19 protein-coding genes and 1 tRNA gene are annotated in these 18478 nt (G+C 49.5%); 9 read left to right on the forward strand and 11 right to left on the reverse strand.

Features of this window, described 5'->3' with window-relative positions:
• Nucleotides 1-16 precede the first annotated feature (16 nt).
• Genes DWZ56_RS18165 through DWZ56_RS18185 form a run of 5 tightly spaced genes read right to left on the reverse strand, consistent with a single transcriptional unit; the run spans nucleotide 17 to nucleotide 4088 of the window.
• Nucleotides 17-322, reverse strand: coding sequence for a V-type ATP synthase subunit F (locus tag DWZ56_RS18165; protein WP_118558027.1), 306 nt, complete (start codon nucleotides 320-322; stop codon nucleotides 17-19).
• On the reverse strand, nucleotides 322-753 hold the full coding sequence (locus tag DWZ56_RS18170) for an ATP synthase subunit C (protein WP_118558028.1): 432 nt from the start codon (nucleotides 751-753) through the stop codon (nucleotides 322-324). The genes DWZ56_RS18165 and DWZ56_RS18170 overlap by 1 nt, the downstream gene beginning before the upstream one ends.
• 32 nt (nucleotides 754-785) lie before the next feature.
• Entirely contained in the window at nucleotides 786-2708 is a 1923-nt protein-coding gene (locus DWZ56_RS18175) for a V-type ATP synthase subunit I (protein WP_118558029.1), read from the reverse strand.
• Complete coding sequence (locus tag DWZ56_RS18180) at nucleotides 2705-3772, reverse strand: V0D/AC39 family V-type ATPase subunit (RefSeq protein ID WP_118558030.1); 1068 nt, start codon at nucleotides 3770-3772, stop codon at nucleotides 2705-2707. Before DWZ56_RS18180 ends, DWZ56_RS18175 begins: the two co-directional genes overlap by 4 nt.
• Nucleotides 3773-3776: 4 nt before the next feature.
• Complete coding sequence (locus tag DWZ56_RS18185; protein WP_118558031.1) at nucleotides 3777-4088, reverse strand: hypothetical protein; 312 nt, start codon at nucleotides 4086-4088, stop codon at nucleotides 3777-3779.
• A gap of 209 nt (nucleotides 4089-4297) precedes the next feature.
• Here DWZ56_RS18185 and trmB point away from each other — a divergent pair, with 209 nt between their 5' ends.
• The 3 genes from trmB to trxA all read left to right on the forward strand — a co-directional run bounded on the left by trmB (nucleotide 4298) and on the right by trxA (nucleotide 5515).
• Complete coding sequence (gene trmB, locus DWZ56_RS18195) at nucleotides 4298-4942, forward strand: tRNA (guanosine(46)-N7)-methyltransferase TrmB (RefSeq protein ID WP_118558033.1); 645 nt, start codon at nucleotides 4298-4300, stop codon at nucleotides 4940-4942.
• Between the two features lie 99 nt (nucleotides 4943-5041).
• Nucleotides 5042-5185 (forward strand): hypothetical protein, encoded by a 144-nt coding sequence (locus DWZ56_RS22790; protein ID WP_158584655.1) that lies wholly within the window; start codon nucleotides 5042-5044, stop codon nucleotides 5183-5185.
• A gap of 12 nt (nucleotides 5186-5197) precedes the next feature.
• A complete protein-coding gene (gene trxA, locus DWZ56_RS18200; RefSeq protein ID WP_118558034.1) occupies nucleotides 5198-5515 on the forward strand; it encodes a thioredoxin in 318 nt (105 codons plus the stop codon).
• Between the two features lie 176 nt (nucleotides 5516-5691).
• Here the strand turns inward: trxA and DWZ56_RS18205 are convergent, their stop codons facing one another.
• Complete coding sequence (locus DWZ56_RS18205) at nucleotides 5692-6924, reverse strand: AI-2E family transporter (protein ID WP_118558035.1); 1233 nt, start codon at nucleotides 6922-6924, stop codon at nucleotides 5692-5694.
• Nucleotides 6925-7068: 144 nt separating this feature from the next.
• On the opposite strand from DWZ56_RS18205, the gene DWZ56_RS18210 reads away from it, so the two are divergent.
• A tRNA-Lys gene (locus tag DWZ56_RS18210) sits at nucleotides 7069-7141 on the forward strand.
• A gap of 143 nt (nucleotides 7142-7284) precedes the next feature.
• Here the strand turns inward: DWZ56_RS18210 and DWZ56_RS18215 are convergent.
• Nucleotides 7285-8010, reverse strand: coding sequence for a glycerophosphodiester phosphodiesterase (locus DWZ56_RS18215; RefSeq protein WP_118558036.1), 726 nt, complete (start codon nucleotides 8008-8010; stop codon nucleotides 7285-7287).
• Between the two features lie 193 nt (nucleotides 8011-8203).
• On the opposite strand from DWZ56_RS18215, the gene DWZ56_RS18220 reads away from it, so the two are divergent.
• Together DWZ56_RS18220 and DWZ56_RS18225 are read left to right on the forward strand one after the other, a co-directional pair.
• Nucleotides 8204-8704, forward strand: coding sequence for a hypothetical protein (locus DWZ56_RS18220; RefSeq protein ID WP_243095356.1), 501 nt, complete (start codon nucleotides 8204-8206; stop codon nucleotides 8702-8704).
• A 128-nt stretch (nucleotides 8705-8832) separates the two neighbouring features.
• Entirely contained in the window at nucleotides 8833-9807 is a 975-nt protein-coding gene (locus DWZ56_RS18225) for a zinc dependent phospholipase C family protein (RefSeq protein WP_118558037.1), read from the forward strand.
• Nucleotides 9808-10050: 243 nt separating this feature from the next.
• Here DWZ56_RS18225 and DWZ56_RS18230 read toward each other — a convergent pair whose 3' ends face one another.
• Both DWZ56_RS18230 and DWZ56_RS18235 read right to left on the reverse strand, forming a co-directional pair.
• A complete protein-coding gene (locus tag DWZ56_RS18230; protein ID WP_118558038.1) occupies nucleotides 10051-11094 on the reverse strand; it encodes a M42 family metallopeptidase in 1044 nt (347 codons plus the stop codon).
• An 11-nt stretch (nucleotides 11095-11105) separates the two neighbouring features.
• A complete protein-coding gene (locus DWZ56_RS18235; RefSeq protein ID WP_118558039.1) occupies nucleotides 11106-12113 on the reverse strand; it encodes an FAD:protein FMN transferase in 1008 nt (335 codons plus the stop codon).
• Between the two features lie 429 nt (nucleotides 12114-12542).
• Here DWZ56_RS18235 and DWZ56_RS18240 point away from each other — a divergent pair, with 429 nt between their 5' ends.
• Nucleotides 12543-13289: a phosphotransferase family protein gene (locus tag DWZ56_RS18240; protein ID WP_118558091.1), complete on the forward strand. Its 747-nt coding sequence runs from the start codon at nucleotides 12543-12545 to the stop codon at nucleotides 13287-13289.
• A 111-nt stretch (nucleotides 13290-13400) separates the two neighbouring features.
• On the opposite strand, the gene DWZ56_RS18245 is transcribed toward DWZ56_RS18240, so the two are convergent.
• Nucleotides 13401-14411 (reverse strand): sugar kinase, encoded by a 1011-nt coding sequence (locus DWZ56_RS18245; RefSeq protein WP_243095359.1) that lies wholly within the window; start codon nucleotides 14409-14411, stop codon nucleotides 13401-13403.
• A 229-nt stretch (nucleotides 14412-14640) separates the two neighbouring features.
• Between DWZ56_RS18245 and DWZ56_RS18250 the strand changes: the two genes are divergently transcribed.
• Complete coding sequence (locus DWZ56_RS18250; RefSeq protein ID WP_118558041.1) at nucleotides 14641-15636, forward strand: 2-hydroxyacid dehydrogenase; 996 nt, start codon at nucleotides 14641-14643, stop codon at nucleotides 15634-15636.
• A gap of 62 nt (nucleotides 15637-15698) precedes the next feature.
• Nucleotides 15699-17987 carry a hydratase gene (locus DWZ56_RS18255; RefSeq protein WP_118558042.1) on the forward strand — a complete coding sequence of 763 codons (2289 nt, stop codon included), beginning with the start codon at nucleotides 15699-15701 and terminating at the stop codon, nucleotides 17985-17987.
• A 162-nt stretch (nucleotides 17988-18149) separates the two neighbouring features.
• Here DWZ56_RS18255 and DWZ56_RS18260 read toward each other — a convergent pair whose 3' ends face one another.
• Entirely contained in the window at nucleotides 18150-18458 is a 309-nt protein-coding gene (locus tag DWZ56_RS18260) for a hypothetical protein (protein WP_147369449.1), read from the reverse strand.
• Between the last annotated feature and the right edge of the window lie 20 nt (nucleotides 18459-18478).

Raw genomic sequence — 18478 nt, forward strand, 5'->3', positions numbered from 1 at the left:
AAATTAGATACATAGCCTACAATTTTAACCCGATGGCTTCGTTTACATAAGACGTGATAAAGTCCGGTTTTCTGCCGGTGCCGTGTCTGTCGGGAATCTCAAGGAAGAGCGGAAGCCGGCTCATCTTGAGATCCTCCACAAGCTCCGGAAACTTCCGGCCGAAATATTCGGTGATCAGGACAATCCCTATGTCCTTTTCGGCCGTTACCTTATCCACCACATCTTTAAACTCCTGCTTTTCATGAACAACCACACCTTCCACGCCGGCCAGACGCATGCCGGTACAGGTATCACGGTTGTCACTGATCAGAAACATCCGCATTAAAGCTTACCTAAAATCATGATGGAAACGATCAGGCCGTACAGAGCAACACCTTCTGCCAGAGCAACGAAGATAAGGGATTTACCGAGTACGGAAGAGTCTTCACTGATTGCACCCAAGGCTGCGCTGGCCGCGCTGGCTACGGCAATACCTGCACCGATACATGAAAGTCCGGTAGAAAGCGCCGCAGCGATGTAACCCATGCCCATGCCGGTGGATGCCGCGGCGACAGATTCGCCGGCCGCCATCGCGGTGCCGCCAAACAGCATAACGCTGGCAATTACCAGAGTGCCGAAAAAGAAAAATACATTGCAGGCGAGCGCCGCTTTAAAACGTCCCTTTTTCTTCTCTCCCAGAAGATATACACCAAAAGGAAGAATAATACTCAAAACCAGAGCTGCAATAATAAGCAATTTCACTAACATCGTCATGATCATGACCTCCTTGAATAATATAATTAACTTTATTTCTGTTTATATGGTTTAAACTCACGCCCGGACCCCTGGAAGAATCTTGAAAACATCTCATAATATTCCAGACGCAGGACATGGATGCCAACAATAAGACCTTCCATACCGGCCACAAATATGTTGCCGATCACGATGACAGGCCACGACGGCGATCCGCCGTTTTCCGCACCCGCCAGCATCAGCACCACCTGCATCATGCCGGCATGGCTCAGCGCAAACGCGCCGATACGGACAAAGGAGATGGTATTGGTCAGATAGCTTAAGACCACCTCAAAAAGTTCAAATACGGACTGCACCAGATACATGCCGATGCCGCTTAATTTCTCCTGTTTCTTCTCCAGAGCATTGACAATGGGCTCCTTTAATAAAAGCAGTATGAGCGGAATGCCGAACGCGCAGAAGAGCAGTATCCCTGCGGGAAGGGCATGGCCCGTCATAAACAGTACAATAACCGCCACCGCTGAGCCATAGAAGATAACGCCCAGCAGTCCGTTGGTATCAAATACGATCTTTCCGATATCTTTTTCCCGGATGCCGTTGAATATGTTGAAGCACATGGAAAGCAGAATCAGGCCCATACCAAAGGCAACGCTGATTACCAGCACCGTATTGAGTGTTCCGACAAGAGGAAGTGTCACCGTCGCCTCCATAGGTTTGAGCCACAAGGCCGGAATCACATTCTCAAAGCCGAAGAAACTGCCGTACAGCACTCCGAATATGGTGGAAAAGATTCCTGCCATGGAGATGATCGCCGCAAGGTCCATCTTCTTAAGCTTATACAGCAGCGCACCTCCGACCAGCAGGCAGATTCCCTGTCCGGCATCGCCGAACATACAGCCGAAGATAAAGGTATAGGTCAGCGCGACGAAGATCGTCGGATCAAATTCATTATATGCCGGCAGTCCGTACATTCTGACGAACATCTCAAAAGGCCGGAAAATCTTAGGGTTTTTCAGCTTAGTAGGCGGTGTGCTGAAGATCTTGCTGTGATCTTCTTCCACAATACAGAAAATAGTATCGTCATTGTCGATATCCTTCTGGAAGCGGGCGGCGTCTTTTTTACTCATCCATCCGCACAGGATATAGAACATGTTATGCCCTTCCCTGGTGCAGGCGGCCAGCTTGCGCACATTGAAATTATCCTCAGCCGCCTGAAGGGTTTCATAGGCAGCCATCACATTCTCCGCATTGTCTGTGAGAATCTTCTGCATCTGTTTATCACAGTCCGCGATCTCCTGCTCCCTGGCAGCAATCGTCCTTCCCAAAGCCGTACAGACCTCCAGAGGGCTTCCGGTCAGATCACCCGGCAGAAATGTGCTCTCAAAATGAAGGGACGAGTAGATCGTATCGGTCTTGTCAAACTCCGACGCGGGCACAAAAAAAATGCCCCACACATGATCCTTATCCGAATTACACGGATAGAAAATCGTTTCCATATCCGCCGATACATACTTCTCAAAGGTCTGGTAGTCCTCCTTCGTCAGTTTGCCGAACCGGAACTTGATAAACTTAAATTTCAGGATTTTATCCAGATCAAAATCCAGCCCCTTAAACGGCGCCACTTTTTCCAGCTCATCCTTATCTTCTTTTTGACGTTTTGCAAGTTCCTCGCGTTTGGCCAGAAGAGAGGAAAGCTTGCCGTCAATGTCATTGACGACGGATCTCGCCTCGTCGATACTGATCTTTCTGCCGGTTATGCCAGCTTTCTTTCCCAGCTGGCGGCAAAATCCGGCCGCCTTATCCAGCGCCTGTTTGTAGGGATCTTGCTCAATATACGGCGTCAGCTCACGGACTGTCTTCAGCTCTGAGAGCGCGTTTTCCAGATGGATTTCATATTTGGACAAATATTTATCCATCATGCGATCAATATCGGCCTTCGGACCTGTGATGCTTAAAAATTTCATTTTTTCAATCACGAAACAGTACCTCCGGTTCCCTTTAAATTCATGATATATCGATAAATGGTGTTGGAATCCAGGCCATAGCGCACGCCCTCTATGGCGGTCACCAGTTTCCTTATTTCCTCACCCTTAAAATAAAGATAGGATATGATGGTAGCGATGGAATACGGGTCCTTCCTTCCAGCAGCAAGATGGAGTTTATCCTCAATGGCACGGCTGGAATCCTCCAGCGTCATCCCCCGCTCCTTAAACTCGCCTTCCACAATCGCATACGGCGTTGTCTTGAGCACGGCCGAAAACTCTTCCATCGACTCCGCGTCCACAAGTTTCTTGATCTGTTCCGGCTTAAGCTTGTATTTCACCGGTATCAGAATCGAATATATAACCGGGCCGGCCAGTCTGTAATACTTCTTGGAGCGGTAGATCCACTGGATATTCATAAGATCCATACTGCTGCCAAAGCTGGCCGAAATCAGCTTCTGTTCACCCTTGCGCGTATATTTCTGCAGCCCCATCCAAAGCTGCTTATAGCAGTACAGATCCAGCTGATTCTCATAGTCCAGCAGTTTGGCCTGTGAGGGGTCCAGGCGTGCAAAAACTGCGCTGTAAGGAGTATCCTTAAGGCAGTCCTTTAATTCCTGTATGGTTGAAACTTTAGACAGGGCTTCCATATCCAGGAAGGAATGCCTGCTGAAAAATTCCATCAAAAGCGACGGATCGAAAAACAGATCCTTATGTCCGAATATGGCTCTAAGACAGGTCTTAAGCAGTGCCACTTCGTAACGTATAAAGTATATACCCAGGAATTTTCTAAGTTTCATGTCACAGAACTTGTAGATTTTATAGTAGTCACGATATAAAGAATAGGTCAGAAGATTCTCCAGATCATTTCTGTGAAGAGGCATATCTCCCGCCGCGTCCAGCAGATCGGCATAACCTTCATGCCGTCTTAAAAACGCCGCACATTCCGGAACGCTTTTAAACGAGGCCAGTTCCCTGTAATCCTCATCCGTAAGCAGCCGGCTTCTCATCGCTTTCACTTTAGTGGTAACTCCACTGTACGTGAGCAAGCTTCCCATACGATCACTCCTCCAGCAGAGATTTCAGCACTTGCGCAGCCAGCTTTTCATGCTGTGCATCATAGGCGCTCTGGAGATCTGCGATCTGCTTCTCCGTATCCTGTTTCATCAGTGCTATCTCTTTCTCTATCTTTTCATGCATCTCACTGCGGATCTCTTCAAGCTTTGCCTTGGTAGTCCGGTCTAGATTGTCATCAAACGCCTTCGTCTTTTCCTTCATCTCTTCCGCGTATGCCTTTTTCTTCTCATTTGCATCATCCATCAGGGCAGACGCGGCAGATTCAATCTCCGATATCTTTTCGATGATCTGGTTCATGAAAATCCTCCCTTCAATTTATTCCCCGCAGGCATGCAGGGGGTCATCCATTTTCACTCTTATCATGATAAATATCATACACCTTTTTTTAAAAAAAGCCATAGCTAATTTATTACTTTTTTCGCCTGATATCATTCCATTTTTATCTGTTTTAGTATAAAATAAAATGTACTGCGCAAAATTCAATATGAAAAAATGGAGAAAATACAATGAGACTGCGAAATATTCCCGGCGCCCGCGAGGCCATTAAGGAAAGCCCGTACACTGTCACAAGCCCACAGGAATGGCGCGGAAAATGGAATGAATTTTACAAAAATACCGCCCCTCTGCATATTGAAATCGGCATGGGCAAGGGTAAATTTTTAACTGAACTGGCGCTCGCGCACAGGGACATCCACTACATCGGTATTGAAAAATATTCCAGCGTCCTCATACGCGCTTTGGAAAAGAAAGACGAAAACGATACCCCGAACCTGTACTTTTTGCGGCTGGATGCGGAAGATATTACAGATGTCTTTTCCGAAAACGAAGTATCCCGCATATACCTGAATTTTTCCGATCCCTGGCCCAAGGACCGGCATGCCAAACGCAGGCTGACCTCGCCGCAGTTCTTTGAACGGTACAGGCACATACTGATGCCGGAAGGACAGGTAGAATTTAAAACGGACAACAGGGAGCTGTTCGAATTCTCCCTCCGCTCCGTAACAGAGGCCGGCTGGGAGCTGGCGGAGTATACCTTCGATCTGCACCACAGCGGGATGAATGCCGGAAACATAATGACCGAGTACGAGGAACGCTTTTCCGCCATGGGAAACCCCATCTGCAAGCTGATTGCAAGGCCGGTGCTGTTATGATATAATGTCGGCAGACATGCTGACATGATGTAATATCGGCATATTAAAGTGCCCGGCTGCATATACTAAGGCAAATTAAAAAAGCGGCGGTGACATCTCTTGCCAAGGAAAATGACCCTGCAGCAAAAGATCTCAAAGGCAACTTATGATAAGCAGTCCTTAAATAAAACCGCGCTGAACCTGAAGCGCTCTATTGACGAGGTGAATAAAGTCCTGGATTCCACAGGAAAGAAAAACAAATAGGAGGAAAGAGACATGGCTTTACAATTTCAAGACAGCAGTTTCAAACAGGAAGTGCTGGAATCCGGCCAGCCGGTGCTGGTGGATTTCTACGCGGACTGGTGCGGCCCCTGCAAAATGCTGGCGCCGATCGTAGAGGATCTTGCGGCGGAATACGCAGACAGGATAAAGATCGGCAAGCTGAATGTGGATCAAAACATGGAAACTGCCGCAAAATACGGTGTGCAGTCCATACCGACCCTGATCCTGTTTAAGGGCGGAGAAGCTGTTAAGACCGTTGTAGGACTCCAGTCCAAGGCGGCTCTGACACAGATTTTGGATTCTGTGCTCTGACAGATACGGAGACATCCTGTCCGGCCGGACAGGATGTCTAAAATAAAATAAGAATCCCGCTTGCGGGATTCTCCGCCTGCGGCGGGCCGCATTAGCGGCAGAATACTTTCCCGCCGCAGTGCGATCCTAAGCGAAGCGTTTATATTCAATAGGACGTATTTTTATGCACTGCTTTCTCATTTATCCGCGTTATCCCCGGCGCTTTCCGCCTCTTTATCCCTTTCATCCCCGTCCTGCAGCTGTGCCTCCTGTCTTTTGCGGATGCGGTAATCCAGCCATTGGTTTGTAAGATGTGCCACGGCCGCCACCACCGGAACTCCCAGAAACATGCCCACCACGCCTGCGGCGGCACCGCCTACCGACACCGCAAAGATGATCCATACGGGGCGCAGTCCCGTAGAATCTCCAAGGATCTTAGGCCCCAGGTACAGCCCGTCAAACTGCTGGATAACCAGTATCATCAGCAGATAGATCACCATCTTCACCGGTGAAATCATGACCAGTATGATCGCTCCGGGCACGGCTCCGATATACGGTCCGAAATACGGGATCATGTTGGTGATGCCCACAATTACGCTGATGATCAGCGCATAGGGCAGCTTTAAGATATTCATCACTACAAAGCAGAGGATGCCGATGATCAGCGAATCCAGTGACTTTCCGGAAATAAAGCTGCTTAGGATATCCCCGCACTCCCTGGTGCTCTTGCATATCAGCGCGGCGCTGTCCCTCTGGAACAGTGCATAGATCAGCTTTTTGAAGTTCGCCGAAATGATTTTCTTATCAATCAGAAGATAGCAGGAAACCATGAGCGCGATCAGCGCGTTTACGATCATCTTCACCAACGAGATCGACGTGTTAAACACTACCGGCATAATATTGGTCAGGGCGGCTTTTACGCTGTCATAAGAAAAAATAGTCTGCCCCAGATTATCCACTTCCTTATTAATCTGCGCGAAATCCAGCTCCGGAAACCGTTCCTCCAGATCCATGATCAGCTGCAGAAGCTTCTCATACCATCCCGGTATCATCACCGCAAGATCCCCCAGGCTTTTAAACACCTGCGGCAGGATAAAGAGAAACGCCACCACCACCAGACCGACTCCCAGAATATACGATATCAGGATGGACAGTCCGTTTCTGACCCGGGCTGATTTGACCTTACACACTTTCTCAAAAAAATTCTTATTCAGAGTTTTCACCAGGGGATTCAGCACAAATGCAATAAATGCCCCCGCCATAAAAGGAGACAGCACGGAAATAATCCCGCGTAAGGTAGCGGAAGTCTGCTCCCACATAAAAATGGCCCGCACAATAAGTGCGGATACCAAAACCACTCCAATGGCATAAACGCTGATTGTAAAATACTTTTTATTCGATTCAAATTTGTTATTTTGCATAGAATTCATGTCTCACAGCCCTCCTCATTTGATTATAGTCGCTGAAAGAGCAGGAAGCAATAAAATTTTTCTAAAAAAACACTTGCAATTATAAAATCAATGCGCTATAATAGTCTTCGTCTTACGGACAAGCTATTACAGAAGATAAGAGATGCGCTTTTAGCTCAGTTGGTAGAGCACCTGACTCTTAATCAGGGTGTCCAGGGTTCGAGCCCCTGAAGGCGCACTTAAAGCACTGATTTTGCAGACATATGAGCTGCGGGGTCGGTGTTTTTTTCTGGCCGGACACAAATAAGGGATCGCAAACGCGATCCCTTATTTATTTGTTCAATAGGATCGATATCCAAAAGCAGCTCCCGGCATCTGTTCTTACAGCTGCGCTTTTTTCTCAGCCAGCACATCCGGGTAATTGGTAATAATTCCGTTGATATCCAGCGCCAGCAGCCGGTCCATCTGATCCTCTTCATTCACGGTCCACAGGTTCGCGCCGATTCCTGACGCCTTACAGCTTAAGATCAGGGAGTCGGGCGTATAGTGCACCTCAGAATGCATATAATCCACGCCGCAGTCGCGGATAAAAGCCTCAGCATTGCCAATCGGCCTCTCGCATAAAAAGCCCATCTTTATATGAGGGGCAAACTGCTTGCAGAGCACAATGGAAGCGGGGTTGAAGGAGGATATGATAATGCGGTCCTCCAGGCCGTATTCTTCTGCCATTCCGCAGACCATCTTTTCCATACCGGAATAATAGTAAAGCCCGTTTTTCAGCTCGATGTTGGTTATGAGCCCGGTATCCTTTACCCACTCAAAGTATTCCCGCAGAAGCGGCAGCCTCTGCTTTTCAAATTTTCCTTTAAATTCGCCGCAGGCGTCCAGTTTTATAAGCTCCTCATATGTGAAATCCTTTACAAACCCGCTGCCGTCGGTGGTGCGGTCCAGCCGTTCGTCATGAAGAATCACCAGCTGTCCGTCTCCCGTCAGCTGTACATCCAGTTCAATGCCGTCGGCTCCCGCTTCCAGAGCTTTTTCAAACGCCAGCATCGTGTTTTCCGGATACCTGCCGGAGAAACCTCTGTGAGCAATATTCAGTGTCATAGCGCATCCCTTCTTTCTATGCCATCAGCCGGAGGTTGATGGCATGTGCACACCTTTAGTGTGCTTCCTCTTACCAGACAGTATATCATTTTTTCTCCTTTACTGTACAGAATAATATGATAATATAGAAGCAAACTATATTGTTGGGGCATATGATACATCAGAACCCTCCGCGAAAGGATTTCTGAATAATATGATGAACTGGAATAACAATATTAACCCTGTGGAATATCTCTCCATAACCGGTGTTGTGCTGGCGGTTTATCCCCATACCGAAAACTGCTGCTATCAGGTGATCGAAATCAGCACCCCTGAAGCCGGCATCGCCAATCTGATCGCCGGGCCGGATACCTACTTTGTCCGTCAGGCAAGAATCATTCCCGGTATGCAGATCATCGGCTTTTATGACGGCAATGCGCCGATGCCCCTGATCTATCCGCCGCAGTACAATGCCCTTGTGATCGGCGAGGCGACTTCCTGGCAGAACATCAAAGTGGACTTTTTCGACAGAAATCTGGTCAGTTCCGACAGGACCTTACGGCTGAATATTTCGGACAGCACAGATATCATAACCAAAACCGGACAGGATTTTCTATGCGGCGTCAGCGACCACACGCTGATCGTACTGTACGGCGCTGCTACCAGAAGCATCCCGGCACAGACAACTCCGGATCAAATCATTGTACTGTGCTGACAGCGGAATAAAGAGAATCCCGTAAGCGGGATTCTCCGCCTGCGGCGGGCCGCCCCGGAGGCATAATATCTTCCCGCTGCGGCTGATCTGCCGCAGCGCCGGCAAAAGACAAAGGAGGCTTGCGATTTATGCCAGGATTCGTTACACACTACTTTTTCGGCTTAAGCTGTTACCGTCATATACCGTCAGAGGAGCTGAAGCACGCCATAAGAAGCAACCGCACCGCTTATCTTCTGGGCCTGCAGGGCCCCGACATCTTCTTTTATCATCTGCCTCTGCTCAGGCACCATAACCATAAAAATATTGGTTCTTACCTGCATGGGCACAGAACCCGCGAGTTTTTTTCAAGCGCCATCGGGCAGATAGGCAGCTACCATACGCTGGAAGAACGTGAAACCGCGCTGGCCTATCTATGCGGTTTCCTGTGCCATTACGCGCTGGACTCCCGCTGTCATCCCTATGTATATGCGCGCGCAGGCTACCGTGCAGGAAGCGGGGAGAACGCCAGCATTGCCGGACATGCCGATCTGGAAATGGTGATCGATGCCAAAATCCTGGATCATTATAAGCATATACCGCTGTCCCGCTTCAACGTTAAAAAAACGTTTCAGTTCGCTCCGCGGGAGCTTCTGACCGTAACCACTTTTTTAAGCCGCAGCCTATACGATACGCTCAAAGACCTTTTTGGCAAAAGCCGGTATTTCGTCACGCCCGCATTCATCCGCTATATCCTGACCGAATCGCGCCTGATCATAGCCCTGCTGACGGATCCCAAGGCCAAACGCAAGCGGCTTGTAAGAGGCGTGGAACGCTTTGTGCTTCCCTATCCGCTGCTTTCTTCCAAATTTATCACAGATGTGGAAATTCCTATCAGGGACCCGCTCAATCTGTCTCACACAGCCTGGAGCAATCCTTGGGATACCGGCCAGGTTTCCTGCGCTTCGTTTACCGATGAGTACAGAAAGGCCATGCTGTTTGTGCATAAGCTTTTTACGGCCATTCCTTATGCACATATCCTTAACCGGACGCTGACGGAGAAAGAAAAGGAGCAGTTTTTAGATCTGGTCGGAAATCTCTCCTATCACAGCGGGCTTTCTGTGTAATATTTTTTGATATACTGACATTCTTTCATATACTGACCATTTTCATCTACCGACCATGAGGCTATAAATAAGAATCCCGCTCGCGGGATTCTCCGCCTGCGGCGGGTCGCTTCAGCGACATCATTCCATTCCGCCGCAGTGCGTTCCTGCCCGGAGGGCTTTTTTATTACATAGGAGAGTTCAGGGAACTTTCCTATGTAAAAACGGAGTCAAAGCAGCTCCATTATTTCACAGCCCCACGGTTCATTCAATGCCTATATATCCCTTCAAAAGTCTAAGTGTCTGCAGCAGCCCTTTCTCATGCGTCCGCTCCATGCTGTGCGAAGCGTGTACACCCTGTCCGATCAGCGCCCCTCTTATATTGTTGCCTGCGCTTAACGCGGCCGATACATCAGAACCATAATGCGGGAATATATCCACCGCATAACCGATTTCCTTTTCCTTCGCAATTTCAATCAGACGTCCGGTCATCTCATAGTCATAAGGGCCGGATGAATCCATCGCGCAGATGGATACCCTGTATTCATCGCCTGAAAGGTCCTCTCCCAGCGCCCCCATATCCACCGCAAGGAATTCGGTGATCTCCTGGGGGATATAGCTTGCCCCATGTCCGATTTCCTCATAATTGCTTATAAGGATGCGCAGACACTGTTCCGGCCGATTTCCTGAATCCGCGACTGCTTTAAGAAGTCCCATGAGCACGGCCACGGATGCCTTGTCATCCAGATGCCTGGACTTTATGAAGCCGCTTTGCGTATGTACGAAGCAGGGGTCCAGGCTGATAAAATCTCCCGGAGCAATGCCCAGCGCTTCTGTTTCTTCCTTGCTCTTTACCTCTTCATCTATGCGCACCGCCATATTGGAAGCTTTGCGCTCCAGTTTCCTGGCATCGTCATAGGTGTGGACGGAAGGCTGAACGGTCAGTATGGTGCCGGTATAAACTCTGCCGCAGCGGGTATGTATCTTGCAGTAGCTTCCCTCCACGGTTTCCATCATATAACCTCCGATGGGCTCCATCCTAAGGCTGCCGTCGCTGTTTATCGAACGCACCATTGCTCCGAGGGTGTCCACATGGGCGGACAGCCCCAGCACCTCTTCCGTTTTTCCCTGCACCGAGACAATCACCCCGCCCTTGCGGTTGCGCGCCGTCTCAAATCCCATTCTGCGAGCTTCCGACTCCACAAATCCCAGCACCTCTGCGGTATAGCCGGACGGGCTGGGTGTGTTCACCAGCTTCTCCAGCACATCCACCACATATTTCAGTTCTTCTGTCAGTTCTTCTGCCATTTCTTTTCCCCTCATTTCCCGCTGTTAGGCGTTTCTGTTATTTTTATCCGGCCTTTAAGTCCCTCCGTATAATGCAGCTCATAGTCCTTTGTAATGAATATACCCCCGTACACACCGTCCAGATTTTCAAGCAGTTCCATGCCCTTTTCCATTCCCAGGGCAAAGCAGGCGGTGGACAGCGCGTCCCCGTCCGTAGAATCCTTTGTGAATACCGTAACAGCTACCAGCCCGTTATCAAAGGGCATGCCGGTTTTAGGATCCAATATATGATGATACTGTTTATTATCCACAGTGATATATCTCTCATATATGCCCGAGGATACGACGGACAGATCTGTAATTTCGGCTACCGCAGTGATCTCTTGATACCCCGCGTACGGCTTCTGTATCCCAATCTGAAATGGCTTGCCGTCAGGCCTGCTGCCCACGCAGAGCACATTGCCCCCCAGATTGATCACCGCGCTCTTCACCCCGTTTGCCAGCAGATACTCTTTGAGCCGGTCCGCAATATAGCCTTTGGCGATCGCACCCAGCTCAATTCCCATCCCCGCCTGATCAAATGTCACGCGGCATCCGTCCACATGAACACCCCGGTAATCCACCAGGGGTAGGGCTTTCTCCAGATCCTCCCTGTCCGGGAGGCTCGGTGTTTCCGCAGTGAAATCCCATAGCCTGGACACCGGTTCAATAGCGATGTCAAATGCTCCCTCCGATAAATCGCCGTAATAAAGCCCCCGGCGTATCAGCCCTGCAGTTTCCTCCGATACCAAATCCGTTTCACCGCTGTTGAGGCGGGAGATCTCGCTCGTATCAACGGTCCTGCTAAGCAGCTGCTCGTAACGGTCACATACCTCCATGCAGCCGTCCAGAAGCGATTCATCCTGTGAATCATATATGGTGACCTGAACTACCGTGTTGAGTTTCAACGCTGTTTTCCGTATAGGTTCGCCGCTTTTACCGCAGCCGGCCGAGGTCAGTGATAACAGCATGAGAACTGATACGAGTAAAAGTTTTTTCATCAATGTCTCCGTTTCGTATTGAATCCTTTCATGTTTGTCCCTCTTTCCGTTCGATCCTCTCTATTGTAGAAAAATCGTTTCTGCCTGTCAATACATTGGGTAACAGGAAGTCTGGAAATTTCCGCACCGATGGTCTTAGTATTTCGCGCTGAACTCATCATATTCCCTCCTTTCGTCATTTTATACATAATATACAATGCAATTTGTGTATTATTTTTTATTATTGTGAATTAAAAGTCAATCTCATCGGCAATATTGTTGGCAAACCTGTTTTTCTTTCGTTAAAATGCCCAATGATTATTGTGCATTTTGGTGGTATAATTCAGTCATAGTAATCGAAAACATATAAAACCTGTGAGAGCGCACGAAACCGCAGTTCACAGGATGAAACGGATGCCGCCATGTGCAGGCACAGAAATGGAGAATATCATGGGAGAAAGAAAATTAATATCAGCAGGACAGCACGAAGTATACAAAGTTGACGACACCGCAGTCAAGGTATTCGCGAAAGATTTCCCAAAAGCCGAAGTTTTAAACGAAGCGCTCAACACAGCCAGAGTGGAGGACCTGGGACTTCATATTCCCAGAATCCTGGCAGTTTCGGTAGTGGAAGACGGGCGCTGGGCCATCACCAAGGAGTTTGTAAACGGCAAAACGCTGCACCAGCTGATGCAGGAAAATCCGGATAAAATTGATGAGTATCTGGATAAAATGGTGGACCTTCATCTGGAAGTGCATTCCAAGAGATGCCCTCTGCTCAACAAATTAAAAGAAAAAATGGTGCGCCAGATCCAGAGCCTGGATTCCATCAACGAAATCACCAGATATGATCTGCTGACCCGTCTGGACGGCATGCCGAAGCATAACAAGCTGTGCCATGGAGACTTCAGCCCCCACAATATCATAGTGGACGGGGATGACTGGTATATCATCGACTGGGTACACGCAACTCAGGGCAACGCCAGCGCCGATGTGGCGAGAACTTACCTGCTGCTGGCCCTGGAAGACCTGGATATGGCATACAAATATCTGAATCTGTTCTGTGAAAAGACCAATACCCCCAAGGGATATGTACAGGGATGGCTCCCGCTGGTTGCCGCGGCTCAGATGACCAAGAACCGTCCTGAGGAAAGAGAATTACTGCAGACATGGATCAATGTCTGCGACTACGAATAAAGAGAATCCCGTCCGCAAATAAGCTCACAGGGGGCCAATAGGAAATTACGGAGGAATTTCCTATTGGCCCCCTGTGAGCTTTCACTCTGCTGCTCTGTCTGTCTCATCTTTCTATCTCTGTATTTCAAAGGTATTGTTCATCAGTCTCATGATGCTTTCCTTGTCCGTAATGTTGGTATCTCCGTGTATGGAATGCTTCATAACAGAAGACGCCACGGCGAAATTTACGGCTTCCGCTCCTTCCATATCCTCCATGAGTGCAAATATCATGCCGCTGGAAAAGGCGTCGCCGCCTCCCACACGGTCCAGGATATTAAAGCGCATGAGATTGCTCTCATATGTTTTTCCATCTTTATAAAGATAAGCCATGAGAGAATTCTCATTGCTGGAATGCACGAACCTCACATGGCGGCCGATGGCCTTGAAATGGAACCGTTCGTCCAGAGCCTTGAATACCCGGTCCATATCCTCATATCCCGGCTGCATGGACAGGCCGTCCTTGACATCCCCGCCCTCCTTATTATACAGATGCAGGGGTTCAATTCCGATTAGTACATCCACATACGGCATATAGGTGCTAAGAACATCCCTCGCTTCGTCAAACTTCCAAAGCTTGGAACGGAAATTCAGATCAAAGCTGACGGTCATTCCCAGCTTTTTCGCCGCCTTTAATGCTTTCTCCATCAGAACCCTGCAGTTTAAGGACAGCGCGGGAGTTATCCCGCTAAGATGCAGCCAGTCATACCCTCTAAGCACCGCTTCCATATCCGTATCCGCATAGTCGTATTCCGCAAAGGCCGAATACCTCCGGTCATAAATCACCTGGGAGGCGCGCACGGAGATGCCTTCCTCAAGAAAATACAGCCCCAGACGCTCTCCCGAAAAAAGGATCGGCGAGGTATGCACGTCATTGGCCTTTAAATAACGGATACAGGATTTACCGATATCATTGTCCGGCACCACAGAGAATACGGTGCTGTCCACGCCCAGATTCGCCAGGGATACCGCAACATTTGCCTCAGCACCGCCGTAATTTAGTACAAAAGAATTGGTCGTACGTATCTTTTCGTAATTCGGCGGAGATAACCGCATCAGAAGTTCACCTATCGTTATGAATTTCATAGTCTCCTCCATTCCCGCTTTATTATCTTCAGCATAAACTATTTCATTCTAAAATGCAATCGGATATCTTCCGGCGCTGCCGCACATACTAAACCAGAGTTACCATTTACGGCTGCCAATAAAGCAGCGCATGGCAGCTATGAACAGCATATCCTGAAAGTAATGTATGGGCAGCTGCTTCTGCCGCTGCATAACAGGCTAACAGAAACGGAAAGGCAGGTACAATAACATGAAAATTGCATTTTACGGAACAAAACCTTATGACAGGCTCTGGTTTGAACCATTGAGCCGTGAATACGGGCACAGGATAAAGTTTATTGAAGGGCTTCTTAACGAGGATACGATTACGCTGGCCAACGGATATGATGCGGTATGCGTGTTTGTCAATGACAAGGTGGACAAACCGCTCATCGACACTTTATGCCAAATGGGGATAAAAGCAATCCTTCTAAGATCGGCGGGCTATAACCATGTGGACATAAAGGCCGCCCGGGGGAGGATACACATCCTCAGAGTGCCGAGTTACTCGCCGGAGGCCGTAGCGGAGTTTGCCATGGCGCTGCTTCTGACTGTCAACCGCAAAACGCATCGCGCTTATGCGAGAACCAGGGACTTTAATATGACAATACAGGGCCTGATGGGAAGCGACATTTACGGAAAGACAGCCGGCGTGATCGGCACCGGAAAGATCGGCAGGGCCATGATCCGGATTCTTTCCGGATTCGGAGTCAGCATACTGGCGTACGATCCGTATCCGGATCATACGCTGGATGTGGATTATGTCTCTCTGGAAGAACTGATGCAGAAAAGCGATATCATATCCCTGCACTGCCCTCTAACAAAGGATACACATTATATCGTCAACCCGGATACCATCGCGCTGATGAAAAAAGGCGTATATCTGATCAATACTTCCAGAGGCGCTCTGATAGATTCGGCGGCGCTGCTGGACGCTCTGCGGGACGGCGACCGTTTTGCCGGAGTCGGCCTGGACGTCTACGAAGAGGAGGACGGCATCTTTTATGAGGATAATTCCAACGAGATCGTGACCGATGACATCCTCGCCAGGCTGATTTCATTCCCCAATGTGCTGATCACCTCACATCAGGGATTTTTTACAAAAGAGGCCATGGAAGCCATCGCACGTGTGACTCTCGATAACGCTTCCGCCCTGGAAAAGGGTGAAATCCTGGCAAACGAAGTGGTGTACGGATTTGATGCTTGACTTTTCCCCCTGTTATCGTTGATAATATATGGTATTCTATTAATATACAGGAGGGAAAAGCAATGATTCAACTTTTTGATAACGGTGCCTATCTGTTAAATGGGACCGAATTGATTGAAGATAACGCTGAAGCCGGCGCCGTCTTAAAATCCAGGCTCGGCGGCAATGTTCCCGATAAGAGTGAAGCTGCCAAAGCTACCATGGCCTATTCGATTCTGAAAAATCACAACACGACCGGCAGTATGGAAAAGCTTCGCATCAAATTTGACTGTCTGACTTCCCATGATATCACCTTTGTAGGAATTATTCAGACCGCAAGGGCCAGCGGACTGGAGAAGTTTCCGGTTCCTTATGTGCTTACCAACTGCCACAACAGCCTCTGCGCGGTGGGCGGAACGATAAACGAGGATGACCATATGTTCGGTTTATCCTGTGCTAAAAAGTACGGCGGAGTCTACGTTCCGCCCCACCAGGCCGTTATCCATCAGTATGCCCGCGAAATGCTGGCGGGATGCGGCAAAATGGTCCTGGGCTCCGACAGCCACACCCGCTACGGCGCCCTGGGCACCATGGCGATCGGCGAGGGCGGCCCGGAGCTGGTAAAGCAGCTGCTGGAAAAGACCTATGACATCAACATGCCGAAGGTTGTGGGCGTATATATGACCGGGAAACCGCAGCCCGGCGTTGGGCCCCAGGATATCGCGCTGGCTATTATCGGGGCCGTTTTTGAAAACGGATACGTCAACAATAAGGTGATGGAATTTGTGGGCCCGGGAATTTCCAATCTCACAATGGATTACCGCATCGGCATCGATGTGATGACGACCGAGACCACCTGCCTCTCCTCTATCTGGCGTACCGACAGCCAGGTAAAGGATTATCTTGAACTGCACGGCCGGGCGGAAGAATACGCAGAACTTAATCCGAAAGCCACAGCTTACTATGACGGCATGATCGTTGTGGACCTAAGCGAGGTAAAACCCATGATTGCGATGCCGTTCCATCCCAGCAATACATACACCATTGAGGATGTTAACCGCAATCTGAAGGATGTGCTGGCAGATGTGGAGCAAAGAGCCCGTGTAAGCCTCGGAAGCAAGGTGAACTTTCATCTTCAGGATAAGATAAAGGACGGAAGGCTCTATGTGGATCAGGGAGTCATAGCAGGCTGCGCAGGCGGCGGTTTTGAAAATATATGCGATGCCGCAGATATCTTAAACGGTTACAGCATCGGATCCGACGAATTTTCACTAAGCGTTTATCCGGCCAGCCAGCCGATCTTTATGGAACTGGTGAAAAACGGCACAATCGCTAAACTGATGGAGACGGGCGCCACCGTAAGGACAGCCTTCTGCGGCCCCTGCTTCGGCGCAGGCGATGTGCCCGCAAACAACGGCTTCAGCATCCGTCATTCCACCAGAAACTTCCCGAACAGAGAAGGCTCCAAGGTTACCAACGGCCAGATTGCTTCCGTAGCGCTGATGGATGCCCGTTCCATCGCAGCTACCGCCAGAAATAAAGGATATCTGACCGCCGCTACCGATATCGATGCCAATTACGGCAAACCGCGCTATTTCTTTGACAAAACCATCTATGAGAACCGTGTATACAACGGTATCGGCAAGGCAGACCCCAGCGTGCCGATCAAGTTTGGCCCGAACATTACGGACTGGCCAGGCATGGTTCCCCTGACAGAAGACCTGCTGCTGCGTGTGGTATCTGTAATCCATGATCCGGTAACCACTACGGACGAACTGATTCCTTCCGGAGAGACTTCTTCCTACCGTTCCAATCCGCTCGGTCTGGCAGAGTTCACGCTTTCCAGAAAGGACCCGGAATATGTAGGACGCGCGAAGGAAGTCCGCGCAGCTGAAGAAATCCGACGCACCGATGCATGTCCGATGAAAGAGAGCGAAGCCATCGGAAACGCATTCCGCAAGGTGAAAGAGTACTATCCGGATCTGAAGGCAAGAGCCACAGGCATCGGCAGCACCATCTATGCTGTAAAGCCGGGTGACGGCTCTGCAAGAGAGCAGGCTGCCTCCTGTCAGAAGGTGCTGGGCGGCTGGGCGAACATCGCAAGGGAATACGCCACCAAACGCTACCGCTCCAATCTGATTAACTGGGGCATGCTTCCCTTCCTCTATGACAGAGAAGAGCTTCCGTTTGACAATCTTGATTTTATATTTATTCCCGGAATCCGCACCGCAGTTGAGACTAAGCAGACCGTAATAAAAGCTTACGCGGTGAAGGATACGCTGGTTGAGTTTGATCTTAGACTGGGTGAACTGACCGATGATGAGAGGAAAATCATCCTGTCAGGCTGTCTGATCAACTTCTACCGCGGATAAATTCAGCAGATAACAGATGCCGCAGCGCAGGTGACCGGACTCGCCTGCGCTGCGGCAATTTTTAGCTGTGATCACTCCGTCTGATGATAAATACAGGATTTCATATTCCATCACAGCTTTGCGGCCCAGCTCTATTGCCCGATCTTTCCGTTTTACAGTATTTCAATTGGCCCGGACAGCTGCCCTTTTTTTCGCGTCCCGGACGGCAGCTGCCTCCGCCCGCAGGGACTGCGCGGACATCAGCAGTTCTGCGCTGCAGTGCATGATCTCTTGTGATAATTCATTTGCGCGCCTTAGGTATTGCTGTGCGCTTTCCCCGCGCCAGGCGCAGCGAATGTCGGACAACGCACTCTCATACTCCTCTCCGGACAGCCTGCGCAGTCCGGCAGCAAGGGATTCCAGTTCTTCCGCTCTCATGGCCGCTCTTTGGTACTCTCTGTCAATCTCTTCTCCCGTCATTGGAACTGCCATCTCCGCCCATCCTTTCGGCT

This window comes from Lachnotalea sp. AF33-28 (assembly GCF_003477885.1).
Classification (GTDB): domain Bacteria; phylum Bacillota; class Clostridia; order Lachnospirales; family Lachnospiraceae; genus AF33-28.